Below are 15,331 nucleotides of genomic sequence, written 5' to 3' on the forward strand. Positions count from 1 at the left end.
TTCGATTGCGGGCTCGCCCACCCGCCACCCCTCATCGGCCTCCGCTCTGCTCTCCGAGTGAATTCAGAGACCGCTGCGGCTGCGGATTCCGCAGGTCACCCGGTTCCCATGCCTATATGACTAAGCTCCGTCCGCTTCCCGGCCGTTGTCGACCCCGGAGGTCCCATGCACACGCCCGCAGAACTGATCGGCGCCGCGGCCACCGTCATCGCCCTCGGAATCCTGACTCTCGCGAGTGTGCGCAGTATCAGCCGCCGCTGACCAGGCCGGTGACCCGGGCGCGGAGTTCCGCCCGCCCGATGCCGTCGGCCCGGGTCGACGGCACGGTGCAGGCGTACGCCCCCGCCACCGTGCCGTACAGGGCGCAGCGGCGGGGCGGCTCACCGTTCAGCCAGGCGTAGAGGAACGCGGCGGCGAAGGCGTCGCCGGCGCCGTTGGAGTCGACCACCGGCGCCGGGGGTGTCGCGGCGGATACGTGGGTCAGCTCGCCGTCGGCCAGCAGGTAGGCCCCGTCGGCCCCGGCGGTGGCGACGACCACCTGGGCCCGGCCCCGCTCGGTGATCCGCCGCATGGTGCGCTCCGGGTCGGCCAGGGCCGCGCTGGACAGGAAGACCAGGTCGGCCTGGTGCGCGAAGGTCTCGTGGTACGGGTTGGACCCGTCCCAGTCGTGCAGGTCGGTCGAAACGGTCACGCCGGCCTCGCGCAGGGCGGGCAGCGCGTGGCCGCACGGCTGGGTGATGACCACGTGGGCGTGCCGGCTGGCGGCGGCCAGCTCCCGCAGAGTGGCCTCGGGCAGCCGGTCCGTCTCAGCCGAGCGTGTGGCGTCGTAGAGGGAGAGCCGCCTGCCGTCCGGGCCGACGAGGTTGACCGCCCGCTTGGTGCCGAGCGGCTGGTGGACGGCGGTGAGCGCGATGCCGCGGTCGCGGTGCAGGGCCCGGACGAGGTCGCCCTCGGGGTCGTCGCCCAGCAGGTCGAGGTGGTGGGTGCGCAGGCCCAGCGCGCTCGTGCCGACGGCGACGAAGTCTCCGCTCTGGCCCGCGCGCGTCACGATCCCGGGCCGGATCATGTGGCTGTCGGCGAGCGGCACGGGCAGTTCGGGCACGTGCACGATGGTGTCCACGCCGGCGCCGCCCAGGACCAGGACGTCGATCTCGGTGCTCACGTTCTCTTCCTCCCCGCCGAGGGCCGCCGCCCGGGCGCCGGTCGCAGCCCGCTCCTGCCGGGGCGGGGCCCTCGGCAACCCCCTCGACTTTGCCGATACGTTGGAGTCGGGCGGTCGAACGCGGCACGCCCCCGCAGGGCATCATGGCCTGACTCCACCGGCATGATGTTGCACGGCGGTCCGCACGCAGGCCGCGATGTGATGCCCGGCGAGCCGAAAGAGAGACATGATCACGACATTCATGAAGGTCAGAGGGCCTGCAGGAAGCGCGGTGTGACGCGATGCATATTGTCATCATGGGTTGCGGGCGGGTGGGCTCCGCCCTGGCCCAGAACCTGGAGCAACAGGGCCACACGGTCGCCGTGGTCGACCAGGACCCCACCGCCTTCCGCCGCCTGGGGTCCTCCTTCGGCGGCCGCCGGGTCACCGGGGTCGGCTTCGACCAGGACACCCTGCGGGAGGCCGGCATCGAGGAGGCCGGCGCCTTCGCCGCCGTCTCCAGCGGTGACAACTCCAACATCATCGCCGCCCGCGTGGCCCGCGAGATGTTCGGCATCGAGAACGTCGCCGCCCGCATCTACGACCCCCGCCGCGCCGAGGTCTACCAGCGCCTGGGCATCCCCACCGTCGCGACCGTCCGCTGGACGGCGGACCAGATGCTGCGCCGGCTGCTGCCGTCCGGCGCCGAGCCGCTGTGGCGCGACCCCACCGGCGGTGTCCAGCTCGCCGAGGTGCACGCCTCCACCGCCTGGGTCGGCCACAAGATCAGCCGGCTCCAGGAGGAGACCGGCGTGCGCGTGGCGTTTCTGACCAGGCTCGGCGAGGCGGTCCTGCCCACCTCGCAGACGGTGTTGCAGGAGGGCGACCTGGTGCACGTGATGATGCGCACCGACGAGGTCGACACGGTCGAGGCGGCGTTCGCCAAGGGTCCCGAAGAGGAGGGCGGTCACTGATGAGGGTCGCCATTGCCGGAGCCGGCGCGGTCGGCCGCTCGATCGCGGGCGAACTGCTCGAGAACGGCCACGAGGTCCTGCTCATCGACAAGGCGCCGACGGCCATCTCGGTCGAGCGCGTCCCGCAGGCCGAGTGGCTGCTCGCCGACGCCTGCGAGATCACCTCCCTGGACGAGGCGGCGCTCCAGCGCTGCAACGTCGTCATCGCCGCGACCGGCGACGACAAGGTGAACCTGGTCGTCTCGCTCCTCGCGAAGACGGAGTACGGCGTTCCGCGGGTGGTCGCGCGGGTGAACAACCCGAAGAACGAGTGGCTCTTCAACGAGTCCTGGGGCGTGGACGTCGCCGTCTCCACCCCGCGTCTGATGTCCGCCCTGGTCGAGGAGGCGGTGAGCGTGGGCGACCTGGTCCGCCTGCTCCGCTTCAGCCACGGCGACGCCAACCTGGTCGAGCTGACCCTGCCGGAGGAGTCGGCCCTGGCCGGCACGCAGGTCGGCGACGTGGAGTGGCCCGAGGACACGTCCCTGGTCACGATCATCCGCGGCACCCGCGTCCTGACCCCCTCCCGGGAGGACTCCCTGGAGGCGGGCGACGAACTCCTCTTCGTGGCCGCGCAGGCGCGTGAGGAGCAGCTGGAGGACCTGCTGTCGGTGCGCAAGGACAGCGCGAAGAGCTGAGCGGGCCTTCGGGGCATGCAGAAGGGGCGTCCTGGGTTCTCAGGACGCCCCTGTCTCTTGCCTCACTTCTCCAGGCACGAACGCGGGGCACTACTCGGCGGACCGAGCGGCAGCCTCCCGCTCCCTCTCCTCGGCGGCCTTCTCCTCCGCCTCCATCTCCGCGAACACATCGATCGGCGCGGGCGCCTTCGCCAGGAACACCCAGGTCAGCCACACGGCCAGCAGGAACGGCGGGATCTTCAGGGCGATCAGCACCCAGCCCAGCTGCGTGGTGTCGGCCCACCAGTACAGCGGGAAGAGGATCGCGCACTTGGCGAGCAGGATCGCACCCCACGCGTAACTGGCCTTGGCGTAGGCCTTCTTACGGCCGGGGTTGCGCGTGCGCCAGGAGAGGTTCTCCTTGAAGACCGGGCCGAGGATCAGCCCGATCAGCGGGACACCGCACAGCGTGGTGATGATGTACGCGAGTCCGAGGCCCAGCGTGTAGAGCATGCCGGGCAGGTAGAAGTCCTTGGCGTTGCCGGTCATCATCGCGAAGACGACACCGAAGGCCACACCGAAGACACCGCTGAAGGCGTGCTTGACGGTGTCCTTCATCACCAGCCGGACCACGACCAGCACCAGCGACACGGCCAGGGCCGCGATCGCCGACAGATGCAGATCCTTGTTGATCGTGTAGATGCTGACGAAGAGCAGGCCGGGCAGCACCGTCTCGACCATGCCCCGGACGCCGCCGAACGCCTCGAACAGGGCGGCCTCGGTCACCGCCCGGTTGTCGTCCGCAGATGTCTCTTCGGTCGGCTTGTCGAGCGACGTCACCGGCTACTCCCGTCCGAGGGGTCTCAGTTCGTACTTGGGGTTGAACAGCACCCGGCGGCCCCGGCTCATCGAGATCCGGCCCGACGCGATCAGCTTGCGCCCCGGTTCTATGCCCACGATGGAGCGTCTGCCGAGCCACACCACGTCCAGCGCGGCGGAGCCGTCGAAGAGCTCGGCCTCCAGTGCCGGGACTCCCGCGCGCGGCCGCAGGGTGACCGTGCGCAAGGTACCAGTAACCGTCACCATCTGCCGGTCCTGACAGTCTCCGATCCGGATACAGCCCGCCGTCTCGGTGTCCTCACGCAGTTCCTCGGACTCCAGGTCCTCCTGCGACGAGGAGAGCCGGTCGAGTATGCGCCGGAACCGGCCCGCCGGCTTCTGCGAACGAGGAACAGCACTCATGACTAGAGCGTACCGGGGCGCGCTGACAGGCACGCAGCCCTGGGGCAGGAGCGGCGGTGGCTGAGGGAGGCGCTACTTCTCGAACCGGTATCCCATCCCCGGCTCCGTGATGAAGTGCTTCGGATGCGAGGGGTCCGCCTCCAGCTTCCGCCTCAGTTGTGCCATGTACACGCGCAGATAGTTCGTCTCCGTCCCGTACGACGGCCCCCACACCTCCTGGAGCAGCTGCTTCTGCCCGACCAGGCGGCCGCTGTGGCGCACCAGGACCTCCAGCAGATGCCACTCCGTCGGCGTCAGGCGTACGTCCTTCCCCGCGCGGTTGACCTTCTTCGCGGCCAGGTCGACGGTGAACTCGTCGGTCTCCACGATCACGTCGTCCTCACCTCCTCCGGCCGGCTCGGCCCGGCGTACCGCGGCCCGGAGCCGGGCCAGCAGCTCGTCCATGCCGAACGGCTTGGTCACGTAGTCGTCGGCACCCGCGTCCAGCGCCTCCACCTTCTCGTCGGAGGAGTGCCGGGCGGAGAGCACCAGGATCGGTACCCGCGTCCAGCCGCGCAGGCCCCTGATCACCTCGACGCCGTCCATGTCGGGCAGCCCCAGGTCGAGGACGACCACGTCGGGGTGGCGGGCCGCGGCCAGCTCCAGAGCTCCGGCGCCGTCGTGGGCCGCGTCGACCTCGTACTTGCGTGCCTTGAGGTTGATCACGAGAGCGCGCACGATCTGGGGCTCGTCGTCGACCACCAGGACGCGGGTCATGAGACCTGCCTTTCGGGTTCTGCCGCGTGCGGCGGCTCCGGGCGTGTTCCCGCCGCGCGGAGGGTGAGGACCATGGTGAGCCCGCCGCCAGGCGTGTCCTCGGCGTTCAGGGTGCCGCTCATGGCCTCGGCGAAGCCGCGCGCCACCGCGAGCCCCAGTCCCACGCCGGCGCCGCGCGGGGCGTCGCCGTAGCGCTGGAAGGGTTCGAATATGCGGTCCTTGGCCTCGTCGGGGACGCCGGGCCCCCGGTCGACCACCCGCACCTCCACCCGGTCGGCGAGCGCGCTGGCGGCGACCAGCACGGACCCGCCGGGCGGGCTGTACTTGACGGCGTTCTCGACCAGGTTGGCCATCGACCGCTCCAGCAGCCCCGGGTCCACGGCGACCATCGGCAGGGTCTCCGGCACGTCCAGGTCGACGCTGCCGTCCGGCACACCGCCGAGAGCCATGGGCACGACCTCGTCGAGGTCGATCTCGCGGATCAGCGGGGTGACCGTGCCGGTCTGGAGGCGGGACATGTCGAGCAGGTTGCCGACGAGGTGGTCGAGGCGGTCGGCGCCCTCCTCGATGCCCTCCAGCAGCTCCGCCCGGTCCTCCTCGGACCACTCGACGTCCTCGGAGCGCAGCGAGGTCACCGCGGCCTTGATCCCGGCGAGCGGGGTGCGCAGATCGTGGCTGACGGCGGCCAGCAGCGCCGTACGGATGCGGTTGCCCTCGGCGAGCGCGCGGGCCCGGTCGGCCTCCTCCTGGAGCCGGCGGCGGTCCAGTACGACGGCGGCCTGGGCGGCGAAGGCGGCCAGCACCCGGCGGTCCTCGGCGGGCAGGACGCGGCCGGTCAGCGCCAGCGCCATGTGGTCGCCGACCGGCATGTCCACGTCCGCCTGCTCGGGCCGCTCCACGGGATGCCCCTGCCCGACGCGGCCCGCGCAGGTCCACGGCTCGACATCGCTCGCCCGCTCCAGCAGGGCCGCCGACTCCATGCCGAAGGTCTCCCGGACCCGTTCCAGCAGGTCCTCCAGGCCGGTCTCGCCGCGCAGCACGTTGCCCGCGAGGAAGGACAGGATCTCGGACTCGGCCCGCAGCCTGGCCGCCTGGTGGGTGCGGCGGGCCGCGAGGTCGACCACCGAGGCCACCGCCACACCGACGGCCACGAAGATCACGATGGCGACGATGTTCTTCGGGTCGGAGATGGTCCACCGGTGCAGCGGCGGTGTGTAGAAGTAGTTCAGCAGCAGCGACCCCACCGCCGCCGAGGCCAGCGCGGGGAGCAGCCCGCCGAGCAGGGCCGCCGCGACCGTCAGCGCCAGGAACAGCAGCATGTCGTTGGCGAGGCCGAGGTCGACGGCGCTGAGCAGCGCCGCCAGAGCCGGCGGTCCCGCAACTCCGACGATCCAGCCCCACACCCGCCGGGAGCGCCCGAGGCGCGCGTCCCGGGCCACCGGAAGGCCGCGGCCCTTGGCGACCTCGTCGTGGGTGACGATGTGCACGTCGAGGTCGGGCCCGGACTCCCGGGCGACCGTCGCGCCGACGCCGGGCCCGAAGACGTACTGCCAGGTCTTGCGGCGCGAGGAGCCCAGCACGATCTGGGTGGCGTTCACGCCGCGGGCGAAGTCGAGCAGGGCGGCCGGTATGTCGTCGCCCACGACGTGGTGGAAGGTGCCGCCGAGGTCCTCGGCGAGGGTCCGCTGCATCGCCAGTTCCTGGGGCGAGGCCGAGGTCAGCCCGTCGCTGCGGGCTATGTAGACGGCCAGCACCTCGCCACCGGCGCCCTTCTCGGCCAGCCGGGCCGCCCGGCGGATCAGCGTCCGGCCCTCCGGGCCTCCGGTCAGGCCGACCACGATCCGTTCGCGCGAGCCCCAGATCCTCGACACCCGGTGCTCGCTGCGGTACTGGGTGAGGTAGGCGTCGACCCGGTCGGCCACCCACAGCAGCGCGAGCTCGCGCAGGGCGGTCAGGTTGCCGGGCCGGAAGTAGTTGGAGAGGGCCGCGTCGACCTTGTCCGGCTTGTAGATGTTGCCGTGCGCCATCCGCCGCCGCAGCGCCTCGGGCGACATGTCGACCAGCTCGATCTGGTCGGCACGCCGCACCACCTCGTCCGGCACGGTCTCCTGCTGCCGCACCCCCGTGATCGACTCGACGACGTCGCCGAGCGACTCCAGGTGCTGGATGTTGACGGTCGAGATCACGTCGATACCGGCCGCCAGCAGCTCCTCCACGTCCTGCCAGCGCTTGGCGTTGCGGGAGCCGGGGACGTTCGTGTGGGCCAGTTCGTCGACCAGGGCGACCGCGGGGGCGCGCCGCAGGACGGCGTCGAGGTCCATCTCGGGAAAGACGCCGCCGCGGTACTCCAGCTGCCTGCGCGGCACCTGCTCCAGGCCGTGCAGCATCACCTCGGTGCGGGGTCGGTCGTAGTGCTCGACGAAGGCCACCACACAGTCGGTGCCCCGTTCGACACGGCGATGCGCCTCGGAGAGCATCGCGTACGTCTTGCCGACGCCCGGTGCCGCACCGAGGTAGATCCGAAACTTGCCGCGTGCCATGGCCTCATTGTCTTCCGGTCTGCTGCTTGCGCAGCGTCGACCTTACGGCCAGCAAATGCGGCATATGGGTGCCGGGCGTGCCCGCAGACCGTCTTTGACGGAACCCTGACGCGCCCGGCGGGTCAGGGCCTCACGCGGGATTGTCGCCGTGGCTGAGGGTCTCCCAGGCGACGAAGAGGTTGTTGCTGCCGGCCGGGCGGCCCCGCAGGGCCAGGGTCTGGGTGTTGGTCATGGCGTGCCCGAGACGGTTGGCCGGGGCGTTGTGGCCGACCTCGGAGACCGGCCCGAGCCCGGGCTTGAGCGAGCCGCCGCACAGCCATCCCGGGACGGCGGCGCCGAGCTCGTACCTGGCGTGGAAGCCGAGCCCGTGCCGCAGCCGCTCGCCCACGTCGGTGCCGTAGAGGTCATGGCCCTGGATCCGGCTGGTCTCGGCGATGTGCGAGACGGCGGAGAGGCCGTAGCCGGTGTGGGTGAAGTCCCGGCAGGTCTCCTGGCTGAGCCCGTCGGCGAAGGTCGACTGCCCCTGCCAGTACCGGACGATCTTCTCCCGGGTGTCCAGGTTCTGGCTGGGCACGGTCTTCGGCAGCTCACCGTCGGAGGCCAGGTAGACGTAGGCGGCCGTCCGCGTCCGGAACTTCGCCATGGCCTTGGCGTACGACGCCTTGTCCTCCAGGTGGACGGAGACGCCGACGGCGGCCTCCATCATCGACAGCTTCCAGTTCCCGTTGGAGTGGGAGCCGTTGATCACCTCGGGGAGGTAGACGTTGCGGAGCATGGTGGCGGAGCGGCCGGAGTTCGCCCGATCCGGTCGAAGGCGCCTTTCCAGGGCTGGGCACCGGAGTCGACCTTGGAGCGGGCGAAGCCCAGCTGCCCCTTGGAGACGGTGACTCCGGGGTGGACGAAGCTGCTGGGAGCGGCCTCGGCGGGCCGGGCGAGGACACCGGCGACGAGGGCCACCGCGGCCGTCAGCAGTGCGGTTCTGCGCATAGGTGGGAGCCTTCTGTTCTGGTATATGAACGTGAAGCGCCTTTATGAACAGACGCGTGGGACGGAGACAGTAGGTACAGACCAATGACCCGTCAAAGGCTTCACACATGAGCACGCATGCGACACGAGCACGCACGAGAAAGGGCCGCACCCCCTTTGGGGTACGGCCCTGCTGTGTCCAAGCGCCTCAGCGGACCTCGGTGATCTCCGGTCCGCGCTGGAGCTGGCCCATTCCGCCGGCGAAGCGGGAGCCCTCCTCCTGCTGGACGCCCTCGGGGACCATCTGGGCGTCGTTCGGCAGCTTCAGGACGATCGGGTCGCGGGGCGCCATCGGGCCCTCGCCCCGGACCACGACCGTGTCCCGGAAGATCTGCTCGAGCAGCCCGGCCGCCTGCGGCTGCACCGCGCCCTGGCCCGAGATGACCCCGCGCAGGAACCACCGCGGGCCGTCCACGCCGATGAACCGCACGACCTGGAAGCCGCCGGTGCCGTCCGGCAGCTGCACCGGCACCTGGGCCCGCAACTCCCAGCCCAGCGGCCCCTCGACCTCGTCGACGATGCCGCCCTGCTGGGTGATGCCCGAGCCGATCTCCTCGCGCACCTCGCCCCAGATGCCCTCGCGCTTGGGTGCGGCGAAGCCCTGCAGCTGGATGGCGCTGTCCCGCAGCACGACCGTCGCCGCCACGATCGCGTCGCCCGCGACCTCTACCCTGAGCTCCATGCCCTCGACGCCGGGCACGAACAGACCACCCAGGTCGACCCGGCCCTCGGCCGGGTCACGGACCTCGGAGCTGTCCCAGGGCCCGTCGGGCCGCGGCGCCGGCTCGAGCCTCAGGCGCTCGCCCTCGTCCGCCTCACTGTCGACACCGTCGACGACCTGCTCGGTCTCGCCGGCCGCGTCTTCGGCGGCATCCCTATTCTTGCGACGTCCGAACACGTCACTGTCCTTCCCGGTCGGATACGACCGAAGCGTATCGATTCCCACCCGTCCGACCGCCCAGGGCGGCCTGACCGCTTGTGCCGCTCGTCCCGTCCACCGCCGCATGGCCTCCGGTGGACCCGAAGCCCCCCTCGGCCCGCGCCGAGTCGGGAAGTTTTGCCACCTCTTGGAAGCGAACCTTCTCGACCTGCTGGACTACCAGTTGGGCAATCCGGTCGAAGCGCTCGAACCGCACGGCCTCGCGCGGGTCGAGATTCACCACGATCACCTTGATCTCCCCACGGTACCCGGCATCAACCGTCCCCGGGGCATTCACCAGGGCGACGCCGCAGCGCGCGGCCAGACCGGATCGCGGGTGCACGAAGGCCGCGTACCCCTCCGGCAGTGCCACAGACACGCCCGTGGGCAGCACGGCCCGCTCGCCCGGCTCCAGTTGGCACGCCTCGGTGGTGCGCAGATCGGCGCCCGCGTCACCGGGCTGCGCATACGACGGAAGGGGTACGTCCGGGTCGACGCGCCGGATCAGCACGTCCAGGGGCTGACGGCTCACGGGGCTCGTGGGAGTCATGGGGCTTTCCGTGCTCACGGGATCGGTGGGGCTCATGGGGCCGGACGGGCTCACGGGGCCTTCCAGGCTCACGGGTTCACCTCGAAGGCACGGGTGCGCCGGACCTGGTCCGGGTCCTTCATGGCCGCCTGGATCTCCTCCTGGCGACCGTGCTCGACGAAGTGGTCGACCTTCACCTCGACGAAGAGCGCGTCGGCGCGCACGGCGACGGGCCCGTCGGGGCCTCCCACGCGTCCGGTCGCGGTCGAGTAGATCTTCCGCCCGGCCACCGCTGTCACCTCGGCCTGAAGGTGCAGGGTGGTGCCGACGGGCACGGGCCCCATGAAGTCGGTCTCCAGCCGCCCGGTCACGGCGATCGTGCGCAGCAGCCAGTTCAGCGAGCCGAGGGCCTCGTCCAGGGCGGTGGCGAGCACCCCGCCGTGCGCGAGGCCGGGGGCGCCCTGGTGGGCGGGCCGCACGGTGAACTCGGCGGTGAGTGACACGCCCTCGCCGGCCCGCGCCTCCAGGTGCAGCCCGTGCGGCTGGTCTCCGCCGCAGCCGAAGCACTGGCCGTAGTGCGCGCCGAGGAGCTCACCGGGCGCCGGAGCGTCCGGATGCCGCACCGGCCGCACGGCGTCGGCCGGAGGCTGAAGAGCTGTGGAAGTACGACTCACAGCCGGAGACCTTACCCGCGCGTGGGCCCGTTCCGGACACCGTGTCAAGCTTGGCTCCATGCAGCTCTCCGCCGCCCCGTACGAAGAACGCCTCACCGCCCCCCGGACCTGGTGGCTGATCTCGTTCCTCGTCGGCGTCTCGATGGCCCTGATCCTGCTTCCGTTCGGCACGCTGCCCATGCTCGGCGGCCTGGCCGGAGGCACCGCGGTCGCGGCCGTCGCCGCGAGTTCGTACGGCGCGGTCCGCATCCGTGTGGTGGGCGATTCGCTGATCGCGGGCGAGGCGAAGATCCCGCTGGCGGCGCTGGGCGAAGCGGAGATCCTGGACGCGGAGGAGGCGCGCGCCTGGCGCACCCACAAGGCCGACCCGCGCGCCTTTCTGCTGCTGCGCGCCTACATCCCCACGGCCCTGCGCGTGGCGGTCACGGACCCGGAGGACCCGACTCCGTACCTGTATCTGTCCACGCGCGAGCCGGAGCGTCTGGCGGAGGCGCTGCGGACCACGAAGCCGGCGAAGCCGGAGTAGTACATCCGAGCGGGGCTTCACCCGGCGGCGGACGGGCGGGCTTCAGCGCCCGTCGTCGCGCCCCTCGTCGCGCTTGTCGTTCTTGTCGTCGCGTTCCGCGTCCGTGCGGCGGCCCAGCGGGTCGCTGGTGATCTCGCCCATCTCCAGGACGTCCGCCGGACGTTCCAGCGCGGGAAGCTCATCCAGGGCCTCCCAGGGCACCTGGAGCTTGCGCAGGTCCTTCCGGATCCGCGCGGCGAGCTTTCTCGTCTCGCTGCGGTTCATGGCCGCCCCCACGGCGGCGCCCACCAGGAACGGGATCAGGTTCGGCATGCTGCGGACCATCCGCTTCATGATCCGCTGCCGCAGCTCCCGCTTCATGCGGCTGTTCAGCGCCACACTCAGCGTCGACGGCTTGGTCGCGTCGATCCCGCGCTCCCCCGACCACGAGTCGAGGTAGGCCGTGCTGCGCTGCTTGAGGTTGCCGGGCGGCCGTACGCCGTAGACCTCGTGGAGTTCGGCGATCAGCTTCAGCTCGATCGCGGCGACGCCGGTGACCTCGGCGGCCAGTTCCGTCGGCATGGCGGGCGGTACGGGAAGCATCGCGGCCGCGCCGATACCGGCTCCGACCGTCGCTGTCGCGCTCGCCGCGCCCGCCACGAGTTTGTCCGCGAGCTCTTCGGGGCCGAGGCCCGGGAACTGCCTGCGGAGCGTCGCCAGGTCCCGTACGGGGATCCGCGGCGCCAGTTCGATGATCCGGTCGGCAAGGTACGCGAGGCCCGCCCGGGCCCGGACACCGCCCTTGCGGGCGCTCTCTCTGGCCCTTTCCCGGATCGTCCCCGCCCGCCGTCGGACGACGGGTGCGGGGACGTCCACGGACGCCGGGGGGTCATTCCGGTCCGCGGCCGGTTCGAGCGAGGCCGCCCCCGTACCGGTTGGGCCTCGCTCGTCGTCACGCGCGCCGTACTGCGGGCCGTCCATCGGCCCTTCGTCCGCTTTCCGCTTGGAGAAGCGGCGCTTCCAGGGAGGGGTCGAGCCAGTCACGGCCGACCCGTCCTCAGTCGCAGTCGCGGCAGATCGGCTGACCGTTCTTCTCCCGGGCCAGCTGGCTGCGGTGGTGCACCAGGAAGCAGCTCATGCAGGTGAACTCGTCCTGCTGCTTCGGGAGCACCCGGACGGCCAGTTCCTCGTTCGAGAGATCGGCTCCGGGCAGCTCGAGGCCCTCGGCGGCCTCGAATTCGTCGACGTCCACTGCGGAAGCCGACTTGTCGTTCCGCCGGGCCTTCAGTTCTTCGAGGCTGTCCGAGTCAACGTCGTCGTCGGTCTTGCGTGGAGTGTCGTAATCGGTTGCCATGGTCGCTCTCCCCCTCTGGGTGTCTGCGGTGTCTCCAGCGCACGTAACGCGTGAGAGGCCGGACTTGTGCCCGACCTGAGGCGGAGATTTTGCCTCACATCAAGGTCTGTTACTCAATCGACACCCAACCGGACTCCTCACGAGTGATCGGCTTGGATGGCGATGGGGACCGTACACGGTCCGAATGCCGCACCTCAAAGGCGTCTCACCCTGTACTTCCCGTGATCAAGACCCCCGAAAACCGGGATTTTCCCGGCTTTCCGGCAGGACTCATGATCACGGAGAGTAGATGGCCTGAAAGGCGCCCCTGTGATCGATCACACACGGGGCGCCCGAGGTGAGGCCTCAGAAATTCCGCGCAAAGCGAACATCCCCGTGCATCGCCGAGTTGATCGGCGACATGATCTCAGATGGGCAGCGTGACTCGCATCACGAGCCCACCTCCCTCGCGTGGCTGGGCGTAGATGTGCCCGCCGTGCGCCCGGGCCACGGACCGGACGATGGACAGACCGAGTCCGACGCCCTTGTCGCTGCCCGTGCGCTCCGTGCGCAGCCGCCGGAACGGCTCGAAGAGATTGTCGATCTCGTACGCCGGCACGACCGGGCCCGTGTTCGAGACGACCAGGACCGCCTGGCCGTGCTGGACCTCGGTGGTGACCTCGACCCAGCCGTCCTCGGCCACGTTGTAGCGCACGGCATTCTGCACCAGGTTGAGCGCGATCCGCTCCAGCAGCACGCCGTTGCCCTGGACGACCGCGGGCTTCTGTTCGCCACGGATCCGCACGCCCTTGTCCTCGGCCTCGCCGTGCACCTGGTCGATGGCCTGCGAGGCGACCTCGGCCAGGTCCACCGGCCCCCGCTCCACGATCTGGTTGTCGCTGCGGGCGAGCAGCAGCAGCCCCTCGACGAGCTGCTCGCTGCGCTCGTTGGTGGCCAGCAGGGTCTTGCCGAGCTGCTGGAGCTCCACCGGCGCGCCCGGGTCGGACAGGTGCACCTCCAGGAGCGTGCGGTTGATCGCCAGCGGCGTCCGCAGCTCGTGCGAGGCGTTGCCGACGAAGCGCTGCTGGGCGGTGAAGGCGCGCTGGAGCCGCTCCAGCATGTCGTCGAAGGTGTCCGCCAGCTCCTTCAGCTCGTCGTCCGGGCCGTCCAGCTCGATGCGGCGGGACAGGTCGGAGCCCGCCACCGTGCGGGCGGTGCGGGTGATCCGGCCCAGCGGCGACAGGACCCTGCCTGCCATGGCGTAGCCGAAGGCGAAGGCGATGACCGCCAGGCCCAGCAGGGCCAGGAGCGAGCGACTGAGCAGGTTGTCCAGGGCGTGCTGGCGCTGGTCGTTGACGCACTGGTTCATCGCGTCGTTGAACTCGCTGGGCGAGGCCTGGCTGGGCAGGTTGCAGATGTCGCTGGTGACCTTGCCCTCGACGATCTTGAACGGCAGCTCGCTGCCCACGTTGAGCGCCTGCGCGGCGAGCAGGTAGATGATCGACAGCAGCAGGATGCCGGCGATCAGGAACATGCCGCCGTAGAGCAGCGTGAGCCGTATGCGGATGGTCGGGCGCAGCCAGGGAAAGGGCGGCGCGGGCCTCCTGGGGTCCCAGGTGGGCTTCGGGGGCGCCTGCGGGGGCGCTGGAGTCGCTGCCACGGGTATCAGATCCGGTAGCCGGAGCCGGGGACGGTGACGATGACGGGCGGCTCGCCGAGCTTGCGGCGCAGGGTCATGACGGTCACGCGCACGACGTTCGTGAACGGGTCGGTGTTCTCGTCCCAGGCCTTCTCCAGCAGTTGCTCCGCCGAGACGACGGCCCCCTCGCTGCGCATCAGCACCTCCAGGACGGCGAACTCCTTGGGCGCGAGCTGGACCTCCTTGCCGTCGCGGAAGACCTCGCGGCGGTTGGGGTCGAGCTTGATCCCGGCGCGCTCCAGGACCGGCGGCAGGGGCACGCTGGTGCGCCGGCCGAGGGCACGCACACGCGCGATGAGCTCGCTGAAGGCGAAGGGCTTGGGCAGATAGTCGTCGGCGCCGATCTCCAGGCCCTCCACACGGTCGCTGACGTCGCCGGAGGCCGTGAGCATCAGCACCCGCGTGGGCATGCCGAGCTCGACGATCTTGCGACAGACGTCGTCGCCGTGCACGAGCGGGAGGTCGCGGTCGAGGACGACCACGTCGTAGTCGTTGACGCCGATGCGCTCCAGGGCGGCCGCACCGTCGTACACGACGTCGACGGCCATGGCCTCCCGGCGCAGTCCGGTGGCCACCGCATCGGCGAGCAGTTGCTCGTCCTCGACGACGAGTACGCGCACGTCCCTTGTCCTTCCTCATGTCCACCCGCACAGCGCTTCTCGGGCGCGTGCGGGCAGGGGTCTTCGACGGTCTGTTGGTGTGTTGCCCTCCATCCTGCCCTTTTCGGCCATAAGTCGGAGGTAAGGCGGGTGAGGGAGAGGTCGGGCACGGGTGTGACTGCGGGGAATAGGAGATTTTCTCCTCCGGTTAGGTTTCCACGGAAGGGAGCTTGGGGAGGACGGCTTTACATCCCACGATCACACTCTGCTGGTACCGCACCACCATGCGGTGCGCATCAATCCGCTTTTCCGCAGGGCGGGCGTGGGTGCCCGGCACCGTCGCCGCCCAGCTGAGCGGCGCTGGGCATCCACCGGAGACGTGATCGTCCCTTCCGAACGGCACACCCCCGTGCCAACGACCCACGACCCAGGACGAGGGGGCGCAGCATGGACGCATTCACCGCAGGACTTCTGCAGCGCATAAGGGCGACCGAGTCCGATCTGTCCCGGGCTCGCGACGAGGGCGACGACTTCCTCGTCGAAGTGGAGCAGGGCGAGCTCGACGACCTGCGCCGCCTCGCCGCCGAGCACGGTGTGGAGGTCAGCGCAGCGAGCGTCTGATCAGGGCGTACGAAGCGGGCCCCGGCGAATCCAGCGCCGGGGCCCGCTTCGTCGTCGTGCGGTCCTGTTCACCCGGTGTTCAGCACGGCATCGGCCGTCGTACGCCGGTCCGGGCCG

General features: G+C 70.7%; 16 protein-coding genes and 1 pseudogene. 4 read left to right on the plus strand and 13 right to left on the minus strand.

The window, feature by feature from the left end; all coding sequences use genetic code 11:
- Positions 1-247: 247 nt before the first annotated feature.
- Positions 248-1,162 (minus strand): PfkB family carbohydrate kinase, encoded by a 915-nt coding sequence (locus tag ACFZBT_RS11015; protein WP_391101207.1) that lies wholly within the window; start codon positions 1,160-1,162, stop codon positions 248-250.
- Between the two features lie 281 nt (positions 1,163-1,443).
- Here ACFZBT_RS11015 and ACFZBT_RS11020 point away from each other — a divergent pair, with 281 nt between their 5' ends.
- Positions 1,444-2,115 (plus strand): TrkA family potassium uptake protein, encoded by a 672-nt coding sequence (locus tag ACFZBT_RS11020; protein WP_215118079.1) that lies wholly within the window; start codon positions 1,444-1,446, stop codon positions 2,113-2,115.
- The gene (locus ACFZBT_RS11025; RefSeq protein WP_215118080.1) at positions 2,115-2,792 is read left to right on the plus strand and encodes a TrkA family potassium uptake protein; all 678 of its coding nucleotides are present in this window, start codon (positions 2,115-2,117) and stop codon (positions 2,790-2,792) included. The genes ACFZBT_RS11020 and ACFZBT_RS11025 overlap by 1 nt, the downstream gene beginning before the upstream one ends.
- 90 nt (positions 2,793-2,882) lie before the next feature.
- Here ACFZBT_RS11025 and ACFZBT_RS11030 read toward each other — a convergent pair whose 3' ends face one another.
- From ACFZBT_RS11030 to ACFZBT_RS11065, 8 genes and pseudogenes are all read right to left on the minus strand, one after another.
- A complete protein-coding gene (locus ACFZBT_RS11030) occupies positions 2,883-3,611 on the minus strand; it encodes a DUF3159 domain-containing protein (protein ID WP_391101211.1) in 729 nt (242 codons plus the stop codon).
- A 3-nt stretch (positions 3,612-3,614) separates the two neighbouring features.
- Positions 3,615-4,013, minus strand: coding sequence for an OB-fold nucleic acid binding domain-containing protein (locus tag ACFZBT_RS11035; protein WP_391101214.1), 399 nt, complete (start codon positions 4,011-4,013; stop codon positions 3,615-3,617).
- A 72-nt stretch (positions 4,014-4,085) separates the two neighbouring features.
- Positions 4,086-4,769 (minus strand): response regulator, encoded by a 684-nt coding sequence (locus ACFZBT_RS11040; protein WP_391101216.1) that lies wholly within the window; start codon positions 4,767-4,769, stop codon positions 4,086-4,088.
- Complete coding sequence (locus ACFZBT_RS11045) at positions 4,766-7,309, minus strand: ATP-binding protein (protein ID WP_391101219.1); 2,544 nt, start codon at positions 7,307-7,309, stop codon at positions 4,766-4,768. Before ACFZBT_RS11045 ends, ACFZBT_RS11040 begins: the two co-directional genes overlap by 4 nt.
- Positions 7,310-7,439: 130 nt before the next feature.
- Positions 7,440-8,296 (minus strand): annotated as a pseudogene (locus ACFZBT_RS11050) (hypothetical protein).
- A 187-nt stretch (positions 8,297-8,483) separates the two neighbouring features.
- Positions 8,484-9,233: a DUF3710 domain-containing protein gene (locus tag ACFZBT_RS11055; protein ID WP_391101222.1), complete on the minus strand. Its 750-nt coding sequence runs from the start codon at positions 9,231-9,233 to the stop codon at positions 8,484-8,486.
- Between the two features lies 1 nt (position 9,234).
- Entirely contained in the window at positions 9,235-9,786 is a 552-nt protein-coding gene (dut, locus tag ACFZBT_RS11060; protein WP_391101478.1) for a dUTP diphosphatase, read from the minus strand.
- A gap of 86 nt (positions 9,787-9,872) precedes the next feature.
- Positions 9,873-10,457 carry a hotdog domain-containing protein gene (locus ACFZBT_RS11065; RefSeq protein ID WP_391101225.1) on the minus strand — a complete coding sequence of 195 codons (585 nt, stop codon included), beginning with the start codon at positions 10,455-10,457 and terminating at the stop codon, positions 9,873-9,875.
- Positions 10,458-10,515: 58 nt separating this feature from the next.
- Between ACFZBT_RS11065 and ACFZBT_RS11070 the strand changes: the two genes are divergently transcribed.
- The gene (locus ACFZBT_RS11070) at positions 10,516-10,983 is read left to right on the plus strand and encodes a DUF3093 family protein (RefSeq protein ID WP_391101227.1); all 468 of its coding nucleotides are present in this window, start codon (positions 10,516-10,518) and stop codon (positions 10,981-10,983) included.
- Between the two features lie 42 nt (positions 10,984-11,025).
- On the opposite strand, the gene ACFZBT_RS11075 is transcribed toward ACFZBT_RS11070, so the two are convergent.
- The 4 genes from ACFZBT_RS11075 to ACFZBT_RS11090 all read right to left on the minus strand — a co-directional run bounded on the left by ACFZBT_RS11075 (position 11,026) and on the right by ACFZBT_RS11090 (position 14,614).
- Positions 11,026-12,006 (minus strand): hypothetical protein, encoded by a 981-nt coding sequence (locus ACFZBT_RS11075; RefSeq protein ID WP_391101229.1) that lies wholly within the window; start codon positions 12,004-12,006, stop codon positions 11,026-11,028.
- A gap of 13 nt (positions 12,007-12,019) precedes the next feature.
- On the minus strand, positions 12,020-12,316 hold the full coding sequence (locus tag ACFZBT_RS11080) for a DUF4193 domain-containing protein (RefSeq protein WP_003993510.1): 297 nt from the start codon (positions 12,314-12,316) through the stop codon (positions 12,020-12,022).
- Between the two features lie 406 nt (positions 12,317-12,722).
- Positions 12,723-13,955: an ATP-binding protein gene (locus ACFZBT_RS11085; protein ID WP_391101231.1), complete on the minus strand. Its 1,233-nt coding sequence runs from the start codon at positions 13,953-13,955 to the stop codon at positions 12,723-12,725.
- A 5-nt stretch (positions 13,956-13,960) separates the two neighbouring features.
- Positions 13,961-14,614 (minus strand): response regulator transcription factor, encoded by a 654-nt coding sequence (locus ACFZBT_RS11090; protein WP_003993508.1) that lies wholly within the window; start codon positions 14,612-14,614, stop codon positions 13,961-13,963.
- Positions 14,615-15,040: 426 nt separating this feature from the next.
- Here ACFZBT_RS11090 and ACFZBT_RS11095 point away from each other — a divergent pair, with 426 nt between their 5' ends.
- Positions 15,041-15,214 (plus strand): hypothetical protein, encoded by a 174-nt coding sequence (locus tag ACFZBT_RS11095; RefSeq protein ID WP_215118091.1) that lies wholly within the window; start codon positions 15,041-15,043, stop codon positions 15,212-15,214.
- Positions 15,215-15,331 lie beyond the last annotated feature (117 nt).

Origin of the sequence: Streptomyces sp. NPDC008137, from assembly GCF_042957035.1 — a bacterium.
Lineage (GTDB): Bacteria > Actinomycetota > Actinomycetes > Streptomycetales > Streptomycetaceae > Streptomyces.